At 44.5% G+C, this 13,253-nt stretch carries 13 protein-coding genes; all 13 read left to right on the top strand.

The genetic code is table 11. The features are described from left to right. Nucleotides 1–95: 95 nt before the first annotated feature. Nucleotides 96–1,271, top strand: a complete 1,176-nt coding sequence (locus RAC86_RS02910) for an ATP phosphoribosyltransferase regulatory subunit (protein ID WP_072565335.1) — start codon at nucleotides 96–98, stop codon at nucleotides 1,269–1,271. Beyond that, nucleotides 1,264–1,905 (top strand): ATP phosphoribosyltransferase, encoded by a 642-nt coding sequence (gene hisG, locus RAC86_RS02905; protein ID WP_041521078.1) that lies wholly within the window; start codon nucleotides 1,264–1,266, stop codon nucleotides 1,903–1,905. Before RAC86_RS02910 ends, hisG begins: the two co-directional genes overlap by 8 nt. Then, complete coding sequence (hisD, locus tag RAC86_RS02900; protein WP_072565334.1) at nucleotides 1,902–3,185, top strand: histidinol dehydrogenase; 1,284 nt, start codon at nucleotides 1,902–1,904, stop codon at nucleotides 3,183–3,185. Before hisG ends, hisD begins: the two co-directional genes overlap by 4 nt. Beyond that, complete coding sequence (gene hisB / locus RAC86_RS02895; RefSeq protein ID WP_014115296.1) at nucleotides 3,182–3,766, top strand: imidazoleglycerol-phosphate dehydratase HisB; 585 nt, start codon at nucleotides 3,182–3,184, stop codon at nucleotides 3,764–3,766. Before hisD ends, hisB begins: the two co-directional genes overlap by 4 nt. Continuing rightward, nucleotides 3,767–4,405, top strand: a complete 639-nt coding sequence (hisH, locus tag RAC86_RS02890; protein ID WP_072565333.1) for an imidazole glycerol phosphate synthase subunit HisH — start codon at nucleotides 3,767–3,769, stop codon at nucleotides 4,403–4,405. Continuing rightward, complete coding sequence (gene hisA / locus RAC86_RS02885) at nucleotides 4,402–5,139, top strand: 1-(5-phosphoribosyl)-5-[(5-phosphoribosylamino)methylideneamino]imidazole-4-carboxamide isomerase (protein WP_014115294.1); 738 nt, start codon at nucleotides 4,402–4,404, stop codon at nucleotides 5,137–5,139. Before hisH ends, hisA begins: the two co-directional genes overlap by 4 nt. Then, nucleotides 5,136–5,894, top strand: a complete 759-nt coding sequence (gene hisF, locus RAC86_RS02880; RefSeq protein ID WP_044454616.1) for an imidazole glycerol phosphate synthase subunit HisF — start codon at nucleotides 5,136–5,138, stop codon at nucleotides 5,892–5,894. Before hisA ends, hisF begins: the two co-directional genes overlap by 4 nt. After that, entirely contained in the window at nucleotides 5,891–6,514 is a 624-nt protein-coding gene (hisIE, locus tag RAC86_RS02875) for a bifunctional phosphoribosyl-AMP cyclohydrolase/phosphoribosyl-ATP diphosphatase HisIE (RefSeq protein WP_072565332.1), read from the top strand. The genes hisF and hisIE overlap by 4 nt, the downstream gene beginning before the upstream one ends. A 252-nt stretch (nucleotides 6,515–6,766) precedes the next feature. Beyond that, nucleotides 6,767–7,486 carry a lipoprotein YvcA gene (locus RAC86_RS02870; RefSeq protein ID WP_072565331.1) on the top strand — a complete coding sequence of 240 codons (720 nt, stop codon included), beginning with the start codon at nucleotides 6,767–6,769 and terminating at the stop codon, nucleotides 7,484–7,486. 5 nt (nucleotides 7,487–7,491) lie between these two features. Then, nucleotides 7,492–9,399 carry a DUF6792 domain-containing protein gene (locus RAC86_RS02865; protein ID WP_072565330.1) on the top strand — a complete coding sequence of 636 codons (1,908 nt, stop codon included), beginning with the start codon at nucleotides 7,492–7,494 and terminating at the stop codon, nucleotides 9,397–9,399. 14 nt (nucleotides 9,400–9,413) lie between these two features. Then, nucleotides 9,414–9,773, top strand: a complete 360-nt coding sequence (locus RAC86_RS02860) for a hypothetical protein (RefSeq protein WP_072565329.1) — start codon at nucleotides 9,414–9,416, stop codon at nucleotides 9,771–9,773. A gap of 166 nt (nucleotides 9,774–9,939) precedes the next feature. Then, nucleotides 9,940–11,709, top strand: coding sequence for a multidrug resistance ABC transporter ATP-binding protein/permease BmrA (gene bmrA / locus RAC86_RS02855; protein ID WP_061187859.1), 1,770 nt, complete (start codon nucleotides 9,940–9,942; stop codon nucleotides 11,707–11,709). A gap of 124 nt (nucleotides 11,710–11,833) precedes the next feature. Continuing rightward, nucleotides 11,834–13,253: tetratricopeptide repeat protein (locus RAC86_RS02850; RefSeq protein WP_377885371.1), on the top strand; the 1,420-nt coding region annotated here is incomplete at its 3' end.

Below are 13,253 nucleotides of genomic sequence, written 5' to 3'. Positions count from 1 at the left end.
ATTTTCATTCTTTCATCTGCTAACATATTATCATATTAGCGAACTAAAGGATTCGGAATTTTCCTTCAAACAATGCAACGGAGGTGCTCGGGTTGATGTTTATGTTTGAGAAACCGCACGGCATGAGAGATACACTGCCCGGTTTATACGAAACGAAAAAAAAGGTGAGACAATCGTTAACCGATTTGATAGATAAATGGGGATATCAATTTATGGAAACGCCGACACTGGAGTTTTACGATACCGTTGGCGTACAGTCAGCGATTGAAGAGCAGCAGCTGTTTAAGCTTCTTGATCAGGACGGTAAGACATTGGTGCTTCGCCCAGATATGACAGGACCGATCGCAAGGGTGGCGGCATCAAAGCTTCTGAAACACGATCATCCGCTCAGAGTCGGCTATGCGGCAAATGTATTCAGGGCTCAGGAACGCGAAGGCGGCCGTCCCGCCGAATTCGAGCAGGTCGGAGTGGAATTAATCGGTGACGGCACGACAAGCGCTGATGCGGAGGTCATTGCATTAGTAATCGGTGCGTTAAAAAGCGCCGGGCTTGCTTCCTTTAAAATTGCCATCGGCCACGCCGGTATTGCGGATGCCCTGTTTGTTGAGGTGCTCGGAAACGTTGAACGCGCTGATGTGCTGCGGAGGTTTTTATACGAGAAGAACTACGTCGGCTACAGAGAACATGTCAAGTCTCTCCCGCTTTCCTCCATTGATAAAAGCAGGCTGCTTGAGCTTCTTGAATTGCGGGGCGGCATAGAAGTTTGCGGACGTGCTGAGGAAATCGTCGATTCTGCACAAGGAAAAAGCGTGGTTGATGAGCTGAAGGCGCTGTGGGACATTCTTGAGGATTACGGATGTACGGAAAATGTCCGCCTTGATCTGAATATGGTTAGCCACATGAGCTATTACACAGGGATTTTATTTGAAGTGTACGCCGAAAATGTCGGCTTTGTCATTGGAAGCGGCGGCCGTTATAACAAGCTTCTGGGTCATTTTGATTCACCCGCGCCTGCAACTGGCTTCGGGCTTCGGATCGACCGGCTGATTGAAGCGCTTCATTTGAAAGACGAACCTTGTGACATTGACGCTGTTATTTTCAGCAAAGAGCAGCGGGCGCAAGCCATCGCTTATGCGAATGAAGAACGTATGAAAGGGAACAAAGTGGTTCTTCAAGATTTATCGGGAATTGAAAATATCGATCAGATGACAAAATCTTTTGCAAACGTCACCTATTTTATCGGTGCCAGAAAGGAAGAGCAAAATGGGTAAGTTACTCACAATGGCGATGCCAAAGGGCCGGATATTTGAAGAAGCGGCAGGGCTGCTGCGGCAGGCTGGTTACAAGCTCCCTGAGGAGTTTGACGACTCGAGAAAACTGATCATCGATGTGCCTGAGGAAAATCTCCGTTTTATATTAGCTAAGCCGATGGACGTGACCACATATGTGGAGCATGGCGTGGCAGACGTCGGAATTGCAGGCAAGGATGTCATGCTGGAGGAGGAACGCGATGTGTATGAGGTGCTGGATTTGAACATCAGCAAATGCCACTTGGCAGTCGCCGGACTTCCGAATACAGACTGGAGCGGCGTAGCGCCAAGGATCGCGACAAAGTATCCGAATGTGGCTTCCAGTTATTTCAGAGAGCAGGGAGAACAAGTCGAAATCATTAAGCTCAACGGTTCAATTGAGCTGGCACCGCTTATTGGGCTTGCGGACCGAATTGTGGACATCGTTTCCACGGGACAGACGCTGAGAGAAAACGGGCTTGTTGAAACGGAGCACATTTGCGACATTACTTCCCGATTTATCGTCAACCCGGTGAGCTATCGCATGAAAGACGATGTGATTGACGAAATGGCATCCCGCTTATCTCTCGTAGTGGAAGGAGAAACGGCAAAATGAAGATCAAAACCATCAGCGGCGCTGAACGGCTTTCTCTGAAGCGGTCCATAGATGCCGGAACGGAAGAGCAAAGAAAAGCGGTTCGATCTATTATTGAAGATGTCAAAGCAAACGGTGATCAGGCGGTCCGCAGCTATACGGCGAGATTTGACGGCATCGAAATAGACAGCCCGCTGGTCACAAAAGAAGAAATTGAGGAAGCATACACCTTACTGGATTCACAGCTGCTTCAGGTGATTAGGCAGGCAATCGAAAATATTAGGGAATATCATGAAAGACAGCTGCAATCCTCATGGTTTTATCATAGAAAGGACGGCACAATGCTGGGGCAGAAAGTGACGGCGCTTGATTCCGCCGGCGTATATGTGCCAGGGGGAACGGCTGCATATCCTTCATCTGTTTTGATGAATGTCATTCCAGCGCTGACAGCCGGTGTGGATAGAATCGTTCTTGTGACGCCTCCGGGAAGAGACGGACAGCTATCTCCAGGGGTTTTAGTCGCTGCTGCTGAGCTGGGCATAAAAGATATTTACAAAATGGGCGGCGCTCAGGCGATTGCGGCGCTGGCGTACGGAACCGAAACCATTGAGCCGGTAGACAAAATCACAGGTCCGGGAAACATTTATGTCGCGCTTGCCAAACGAGAGGTATTCGGCGATGTCGATATTGATATGATTGCCGGACCGAGTGAAATCGTTGTGCTGGCTGATGAAACAGCGATTCCGAGCGAAATTGCAGCCGACCTGCTGTCACAGGCGGAACACGATAAGCTCAGCTCGTGTGTGTTTGTCACAGATTCCATGGAGCTGGCCGAGGCGGTTTCAGCAGAGGTGAAGGAGCAGCTGAAAACCTTGCCGCGAAGAGAAATAGCGGACGCTTCAGTGAGTGATTATGGTTGTATCTATGTGGCGGAAACAATGGATGAAGCGATTGACACTGTCAATACGCTTGCACCGGAGCATTTAGAAATCATCACACAGTCTCCCGAAGCTTTGCTTGGCAGAATCAAACATGCGGGTGCAATTTTCCTAGGCAGATATAGCCCTGAGCCTGTCGGAGATTATTTTGCCGGACCGAATCACGTGCTTCCGACAAATGGGACAGCGAGATTTTCAAGTCCATTAAACGTAACGGATTTTCAAAAGAAATCGAGCATTATTTCTTACAGCCAATCAGCCTTTGAAGAACATGCCGAAAGCATCGCGGCTTTTGCCAGACTTGAAGGATTAGAAGCCCATGCCAGATCAATCGAAGCAAGAGAACGGAGGAATTCAAAATGAGAAAAGCGGAACGCGCAAGAAAAACAAACGAAACAGATATTGAGCTGGCATTCGCAATAGACGGTGAGGGACAAGTTGATATCAAAACAGACGTACCGTTTATGACGCATATGCTGGATTTATTCACGAAACACGGGCAATTCGATCTTTCGATTAACGCAAAAGGCGATGTTGATATAGATGATCACCACACGACTGAGGATATCGGCATCTGCTTAGGGCAGGCGCTGCTAGAAGCTTTGGGCGATAAAAAAGGAATCAAACGCTACGGATCGGCGTTTGTGCCGATGGACGAGGCGCTTGCTCAAGTCGTCATAGATTTAAGCAATCGGCCGCACTTGGAAATGCGCGCAGACTTCCCATCATCTAAAGTCGGCACATTCGATACGGAGCTTGTACATGAATTTTTGTGGAAGCTGGCGCTTGAAGCACGAATGAACCTGCACGTCATCGTTCATTATGGCACAAACACCCACCATATGATTGAAGCTGTTTTTAAAGCGCTTGGACGTGCGCTTGATGAAGCGACTACGATCGATCCGCGTGTTAAAGGGATACCATCAACGAAAGGGATGCTGTAAATGATCGGCGTGATAGATTACGGAATGGGCAATTTATACAGTGTCTCAAAGGCGCTTGAGCGTGTCGGCGTGCCGTATTTTGTTTCTGAAAAGCCGGAGGAGCTGAAAGAAGCTGATGCCTTCATTTTGCCGGGAGTCGGTTCATTTGGAGATGCGATGGACAATTTGCGCAACGCGAAGCTCGATCAATTGATTCGCGATATGGTCTCAGAAGGAAGACTGCTTATCGGGATCTGCCTCGGCATGCAGCTTTTATTTGATCAAAGCGAAGAAAACGGGACCGCGTCAGGCCTTGGGCTGTTAAAAGGAAAAGCAGTCAGACTGAAAGCAGAAGACGAGGAAGGAAACAAGCTGAAGGTTCCGCATATGGGCTGGAATCGCCTTTCCTTTCATAACGAATCTCCGCTGCTGGCTGAAACAGAAGAAGGCTACGCTTATTTCGTGCATTCGTATTATATTGACGGGATGGAGGAGAACGCGCTTCTGGCAAGCGCTGATTATGGTGTGCGGGTGCCTGCTGTAGTCGGAAAAGGGAACGTCTTCGGCGCCCAATTTCATCCGGAAAAAAGCAGCACGGTCGGAATGTCCATCCTAACCCAATTCACAAAAATGGTAGCAGAACAGAAGGTGAAAAAATGAGTGCTTTTACATTATATCCGGCAATTGATATGAGAAACGGCAAATGTGTCCGCCTTGTTCAAGGAGATTATAGTAAGGAAACGATATACGGCGATTCACCATACGACATGGCCTCGTTATTTGCGAGTGAGGGTGCCGAATGGATCCATCTCGTTGATCTTGACGGCGCAAAAGAAGGAAAAAGAGTAAATGACCGTCATGTGATCGAAATTTCGCAAAAGCTGGATCTGAAAGTGGAAATCGGCGGCGGGATCCGTTCCGAAAGTGACGTCTATGAATACTTATCAGCAGGAGTCGATCGAGTAATCCTGGGAAGTTCAGCTGTTTCTAACCCTCCGTTTGTAAAAAAAATGCTGAAACAATATGGCGAGAAAATTGCAATCGGATTGGACGCGAGAAACGGCTTTGTTTCAACTGAGGGATGGCTGGAAACATCAACCCTTAAGGCAGCTGAACTAGGCAAAGAGCTTGCCAATGAAGGAGCGGAAGTTTTTATTTTTACTGACATTGCGACAGACGGAATGCTGTCAGGCCCAAATATTGAAAGCACGGTCGAGCTTGCTAAGGAAACGGGGAAATCTGTGATTGCTTCCGGCGGAGTCAGTTCCGTCGCGGATCTCGAAGCCCTCGCCCGCTGTCAGGCGGACGGCGTTTCTGGAGCGATCATCGGAAAAGCGCTGTATACCAATCAGTTTACGCTGAACGAGGCGCTTGAAAGGGTGAAACGCAAATGATCACAAAACGGATTATTCCATGTCTTGATGTCAAAGAAGGACGCGTTGTCAAAGGAATTCAATTTCTCGAATTAAAAGATGCCGGTGACCCTGTTGAATTGGCGGAAGTGTATGACCAAGAAGGCGCGGATGAACTGGTTTTTCTCGATATTTCCGCCTCGCATGAAGGACGAAAAACGATGGTTGATGTGGTGGAGCAGGTTGCCGCGAAGCTTGCGATTCCGTTTACAGTCGGCGGCGGCATCAATCAGCTCAGCGATATGAAAACGATTCTGCGTGCCGGCGCAGATAAAGTTTCTGTGAACACGGCAGCTGTTCTCCGGCCTGAGCTGATTACGGAAGGAGCCGAGTTTTTCGGTTCGCAATGCATCGTACTTGCCATCGATGCCAAGTATGACCAGGAATCTGGCACATATAAGGTCTACACGCACGGCGGCAGAAAGAAAACAGATTGGGAAGTCACAGCATGGGCAAAAGAAGGCGTCAAACGCGGCGCAGGAGAAATATTGCTGACAAGCATGGACTCTGACGGTGAGAAAAAAGGCTTTGATCACAGGCTGACAAAGCTTGTTTCTGAAACTGTCCCCGTACCTGTTATCGCCTCGGGAGGAGCGGGAAACGCGCAGCATATGCTTGAGGCTTTTACAAAAGGAGAAGCCGACGCCGCGCTGGCCGCCTCTATTTTTCATTATAAAGAAACATCAATGAAAGAAGTGAAATCATACTTGAAAGAGCACGGGGTGAATGTGAGATGAAACAGGCAGATGAACTGCGTTTTAATGAGGATGGATTAATTCCTGCCATCGTGCAGGATGCGGTAAGCAAAGAAGTGCTGACACTTGCCTATATGAACAAGGAATCGTACGAAAAAACGCTGGAAACGAAAGAAACATGGTTTTACAGCCGCTCGCGTCAAGAGTTATGGCGCAAAGGAGAAACCTCAGGGAACACGCAAGCCGTTAAGGGTATTCGGTATGACTGCGACCAAGACGCGCTGATCGTGCTCGTAGAACCGTCCGGACCGGCATGCCACACTGGCAGCTACAGCTGTTTTACAAAGGAACAAACAGAAGAACAGGCTGCGGGCCGATTCGACATCATTAACGAGCTGGAGCGCGTGATCGCGGAACGCCAAGCGGAAATGCCTGAAGGAGCTTACACCACTTACCTTTTCCGAGAAGGCGTCGATAAGATTTTGAAAAAAGTTGGTGAAGAAGCATCCGAAGTCATCATCGCCGCGAAAAACCGAGACCACGAGGAACTCAAATGGGAAGCGGCAGACCTGCTGTATCACCTGCTTGTCCTGCTCAGAGAACAAGCACTGCCGCTGGATGATGTGCTTGACGTATTGAAGAAACGACATTCTGAAAAATAAGAGTAAAGAGCCGTTATCATACGGCTCTTTTTGTTTTGTGAAAAAAGTAATAGGTATTTAGGTGCGCATAAGGTGTTTTGCATGATTAGTTAATAAAAGGAGAGTAAAACCAAGTCGGATTTCCTATTTATCCAAATTCCGCCATGTTGTAACATGGAAAAGGATAAATTAATCACTCATTAACCAGGTCAATAGAATTATTTTTAGAGTAAAAATAGAATACTATTCTCACAATACCCGTGGAGGTTCGTAATGAAAAAGATCATCTTTATTTGCTTCAGCTTATTACTTGCCCTGACAGGAGGATGCAGTATGAACGACAATGATAAAAACACCAAAAATGACAATACAGAAGCCGTAAAACCAAAAGATATGGATCCAAAAGACCTGCCGCAAGTTCCTGCGTTTCAGGACGAGAAAACGAGAGAGTACATGGTGTCAACAAAAGAAGAGGAGCCGGGGTATTATTTGCTTGAGTCTAAGTCGAAAGGATTTAGGATGTTGTTTCCGGAGGATGGGGAGTACGTACCTGATCTTTCAAGTACAGGAGAAAATGAGGAAACAATAGTATTTGATAGTTTTAATAAAAAAACTAATATTCAATATGATGGTCAATTGGATTATCATCAAGACAAAAGTTTTGCGAATGACAAGGATACAATGCTTGACATAGTAAGCGGAAGAAACAACTATACAGGAAAATACGAAGAAAGGGAACTATCTGATAAAATTGTGTATTATGCTCAAAAGAAAAGTGTATTTGATGATGTAGAGGGAAAGAACAATTATTCTTATAGATTTTTTGGCTATGTTAAGTCCTCTAAAGAGGACTATCTAGGGATAGAGTATTCTTTTCGATTTTCCTGTTTTAAAGAAGCAGAGTCTTGTTCACTTAAAGAAGAAGATGCCAGAAAAAAAGTTCAAAAAATAATTGACTCTATTACCTTTTTAAAATTTAAAAAGGAGAAATAGAGAAAATGGAAAATAAGAATATATTTGAAAATGAAAATGTAAAACTGCGTTTAATTAACTTAGAGTACGATTATAAAGAAAGATTTGCTGCTGATAAAGAAAGTGAAATAAAGAAAGCTAAAACAGATTTTGAGGCTGAGGTACGCCGAATATACAAAGAAGAAACGCATCAAGATCTTCCGGAAAATGTGGAAATATACTCATCTAATGAACTTATTAAAAAAAATTCAAAAGTAGATACGTCAATAAGAGAGTCAGGATATGATGGTACAGCTATTTATATTAAGGATGATAAACAACACATTAATCAGCTTCATATTATTTCAGAGGGTAGTGCTGATAACAAGGACTGGTCATACAATTTCTTTGGACTCTTTTTAGGGATAGATGACAGCCAGTATCAAGCGACAAAAGAGTTTACAAGAAATGCTAAAAAAGAAACAAAGGATTCTAATGATTTAAAGACCTTTGCTATGGGTCACTCACTGGCTAATAATAATCAGGTGATGGTTCAATTAATTGATGGGGAATTTGATGAAGTTTATGGAGTTAACGGAGCTCAAATAAGCGTTGATCACCTATTAGCAACTGATTTGAATTTGAGAGATAAGTTAATGCATAAATTTCAAATTAGACGCTTAGAAGATATTAAAGATATCCCGCCAGAAAAGTTAAAAAAAGAAATTCAAAAATATTATGAAGACAAAGGCGTAACAGCAAACATCACCCAACGCATCTCCAAAGATGACCCGCTTTATGGCGTTAGCGGAAAGGCTGATTTTATTACATTTGGCAATGTAAAGCTGAAAGATACAAACACGGATGTCAAAGGAATCAGAAGCATTATAGATAAGATTCCTGATGAGGAAGTCCGCTCTATCCAAACCTTTTTGCGAAAGTATTCGGATGACTATAAAAAAGGTGGGCTAAACGGATTTGTCATGGCTTCAACCGGGATAGATGCAGAGCTTGTCGGCAGTATATTTAGTGCTGATGGAAATGTGGCGAAAGGGAAAATAGTGAAAGACCGGTTTGGTGATATACAGGTAATGGTTAAAAATATCGGGGAAAAAATGCCGGCCTTTATTAAATTCTTTCATACTATCTTGAATAATAGCGGGACATTTGTGGATCAGCTTAAAGAGAATGGGTATATTGATGAGACACAAAAGAAGAGTATCAAAAAACAGTTGAAAATTGTTAATAATAAGATAAGCGATATAGAAATTCAATATCAACAGTTAAAATACGCACTTTCTACTAATAATGTAGTTGCAATTGTTTATTATGTCTGTGAGTTAGTAGGCAGTGTTAAAGAATTAAAGGCTGCATTAGAAACACTCGACACAGAAACAAAAGACGCATTAAAACTCATCGTCGACGGCCACAGCATCGTTCAAATGCTGAACGCATTATCAAAGGAAAAAGGATTCAGCTATAAAGGCTCCGATATTTACTTTACAGGAAAGAGCGGCTCGGGAGAAACGATTAAGGTCAATCTCTCATCCGCTGTCAGAATCTATCAAAACGGTATGAAGATCGTTGAAGATATGGAAGATGCGATTTCTCAGTACCAGAAGGTTTACAGTCAGGAAATCGATGAAGACTTCATAGATAAAAAACAGGCGATCATCACGGCTATTCATCATATGGAAGAAAATCCTTCGCATTATGCCTTCGATCTTCAATTCCGGCTTGCAGCCGGTTTCAGCCACACATTCGATAAATTGGAGAAAATCTCAGTTCATGAATCGTTCCACACAGGTGCGCTCCCTGCTAATGATGGAATTGTTGCTGAATTAAAAAAACAGGCAACAGAAAAAAGAGATTTCATCAAAAATATCCGCGAGAGTATTGAAAAGTTGTTTGAAAAAGAAGAAATGATTTCTCAGTTATTTGATTTTCAGCCCTAGGAGGAATATGAAGAGTGACTTCCTTATTTTCAGAAAGTGAAACAGAAATTGTATCAACCACCTATATGTTTCTTACCCAAGACGAAATGAAGGGGAAAGCAGGCACCCTCAATAAACCAATCAACGACATTCTCAGCCTGACAAAGAAATTTGAGTCTTCGCTAAAAGAGGAAATCAAAGGACAAAAAGGGTTGATTGTAAAAAAAATAAAAGAAGAGCTTAAATCAAAAAGCGAAAAACGAAAAGCTGCACTTCAAATGATAAAAGAAGAACATACTGCAAAAGTTGACCGGTACAAAATGGTGATTGAAGACCTGCGAAAGCAGGATGTGACATTGACTTACAGAAAAAAGAAGCCTGTTAAAGGTGTCTAATATAAAAAATCTCCTATTCAAACAATGAGTAGGAGATTTTTATTTTCATCATGGCAAAAATATACTGAAAAAGTCTCTCTCCATTGATATGATTGAGAAAGAGTAAAAATCATCCTTTTGCTATGCCATTTCACCTTTCTGAACGCTGAAACAGGAGGAAACATATATGCCAACCAAGCAACAAAAATCTAAAAGTAAATTGAAACCCTTTTTTGCATTAGTAAAGAAGACCAATCCTTCTTATGGAAAGCTTGCCTTTGCGCTGGCCCTCAGTATTGTGACCACGCTGGTCAGCCTGCTGATTCCATTATTAACGAAGCAGCTTGTCGACGGATTTTCCATGTCAAATCTGTCAGGCACGCAAATCGGGCTGATCGCGCTAGTTTTTTTCGTTCAGGCCGGTTTAAGCGCTTATGCCACCTATGCACTTAACTATAATGGGCAAAAAATCATCTCCGGACTGCGGGATTTATTATGGAAGAAATTAATTAAGCTCCCTGTCTCTTATTTCGATACAAACGCTTCCGGAGAAACAGTCAGCCGTGTAACGAATGATACGATGGTGGTCAAAGAACTGATTACAACCCATATCAGCGGATTTATTACAGGGATCATTTCTGTTATTGGATCACTGACAATCTTGTTTATTATGAATTGGAAGCTGACACTGCTTGTGTTAGTTGTCGTTCCGCTGGCAGCTCTTATTTTAATACCGATTGGCCGGAAGATGTTCTCCATTTCCCGGGAAACGCAAGATGAAACAGCCCGTTTTACAGGCCTGCTGAATCAAATTCTTCCGGAAATCAGACTCGTCAAGGCTTCAAATGCGGAGGATGTCGAATATGGGCGCGGGAAGATGGGGATTTCTTCATTATTTAAACTTGGAGTGCGTGAAGCAAAGGTTCAGTCGCTTGTCGGCCCGCTCATCTCACTCGTGTTAATGGCGGCGCTTGTGGCAGTTATCGGATACGGCGGCATGCAGGTGTCATCAGGTGAGCTCACCGCCGGAGCGCTCGTGGCTTTTATTTTATATTTGTTTCAAATTATTATGCCGATGGGCCAGATTACCACGTTCTTCACACAGCTCCAAAAATCAATTGGCGCAACAGAACGAATGATTGAGATTTTAGCAGAGGAAGAGGAAGATACAGTCACAGGAAAACAAATCGAAAACGCGCATTTGCCTATTCAGCTTGATCGTGTGTCTTTTGGATATAAGCCTGATCAGCTGATCTTGAAAGAGATCAGCGCTGTCATTGAAGCAGGAAAAGTAACAGCGATTGTCGGCCCGAGCGGCGGCGGGAAAACGACGCTGTTTAAGCTGCTTGAACGTTTCTATACTCCGACTGCAGGGACCATCCGGCTGGGGGACGATCCAGTTGATACTTACTCGCTTGAATCGTGGCGGGAGCACATCGGGTATGTATCACAGGAAAGCCCATTAATGTCAGGAACAATCAGAGAAAATATTTGCTACGGGTTAGAACGTGATGTTACAGATGCCGAGATCGAAAAAGCCGCAGAGATGGCATATGCGCTCAATTTTATAAAGGAGCTGCCGAATCAGCTTGATACAGAGGTGGGCGAACGCGGCATTATGCTGTCAGGCGGACAAAGACAGAGAATCGCGATTGCGAGAGCGCTTCTTCGTGATCCGAGCATTCTTATGCTCGATGAAGCCACCTCAAGCCTCGACAGCCAATCTGAAAAATCAGTTCAGCAGGCACTGGAGGTGCTGATGGAGGGCCGCACAACGATTGTCATCGCCCACCGCTTATCTACTGTTGTAGACGCGGACCAGCTTTTGTTTGTTGAAAAAGGAGAAATTACCGGGCGTGGAACACATCATGAATTAATGGCTTCCCATGATCTATATAGGGATTTTGCTGAACAACAGCTGAAAATGAATGCAGATTTAGAAAACAAAGCCGGGTAAATTTTGGTCGAATCAGCCAGTAAAAAGCGGAGGGATTTTCCCAATCCTTCCTTTTGAACTATTGAGGGGCTTATGATTTATGGTATACTACTGACGGTAATATTGTATAAAACGGAGGGTAGTTGTGGGAAAACACACTTCTGAACATAAAAATCACGCACAAATTGTCCAGCTGCTTCAAGATGGACAATATTTTTTTCATAAAGGCTTGAAAGCGTATAAAGAGCGCAATCTGAAACGGGCAAGCAAACTGATTCAGCGCGCGGTTCACTTGGAGCCGGAGGATTCAGAGATGCTATCGCAGCTTGCGGTCATTTATTCAGAAATGGGCCAGTATCAAGAGTCGAACGATCTTCTTGATTATATCATGGCAAATCTGGAGGACGAAATGCCGGAGTGCCATTACTTTAAAGCGAATAACTTCGCCCATCTGGGGCTCTTTCAAGAAGCTTATAAAGAAGCGGCCGCTTATTCAGATGCGGACCCGGACGGTGAGTTCGCCGAAGAAAACGATAGTCTGCTTGATTTGCTCGATTTAGGAGACGACGGCATTGAGGATTCGTTGTATGATCAGGATGAACTGCTGATGAAACAGGATCGGGCAAAGTCATTGCTGGAAAGCGGCCAGCTTGCTGAAGCAGTTGCGGCGCTTGAGGAAATCACAGCAGAATATCCGGAGCTTTGGTCAGCATACAACAATCTGGCGCTTGCCTATTTCTATTCAGGAAACGTTGTAAAAGCGAAGCAAACCGCTTATGAAGTGCTTTCTCATAATGAAGGAAATCTTCACGCCTTATGCAATCTTCTTGTTTTCTACTATTATGAAAGAGAAGACGAAAAAGTGGCGGAATTGAGTGATCAGCTTTCTAATGTATATCCGATGCTGTTGGAACAGCGCTATAAACTGGGGGCCACTTTGGCGCTTGTCGGCCGTTACGAGATCGGATATAAATGGCTCAAATCATTATATAAAACCGGTTTTGAAGGTGACGATACATTCTTTTACTGGCTCTCGTGCTCCGCTTATTTTACGGGCCATACCGACTTTGCCGAGACGATTTGGAGAAAAGTCGAGTCGCAATATCCCGGAGATGACCGCCCGGCTCCCTGGATTGAGCGGAGGGAAGCTCTTCCTTCATCTGTGGAACAGCGTCTCGCAGCCTATTATATCAGCAGCACAAAGGGAGAAACGGAGCATCTTGAAGCGGTGATACGCTCAAAGAGAATTACCGCTCCTTTCGAAAATCATTTTGTTAAACTGCTGTTGAATGGAGATTCCGCGGCTGCTGACGTAACAGAGGATGCACTTTTTGCTTATCAAACCGTCAAATTATTAGAGCAAGCTGAAAAAGAAGAGATGAAAACAGAAGTCATGAGCTGCTGGGTATTCCATGTCATCCAGCAAATCCGTGCAGCCGCTCCGTTGAAAAATGAGAGGGGCTGGGCAGCGGCGATCTGTTATATTTGGAAAGAAGCCCACGGCAAGCATGACACGAAAAAAGACACAGCGGCCCGATTCGGCATCTCTCCGGCAACTTTGACGA

This window comes from Bacillus sp. LR_5 (assembly GCF_042709275.1).
The sequence above is the reverse complement of the archived record's forward strand: the minus strand, read 5'-3'. Positions and strand labels throughout refer to the sequence as shown.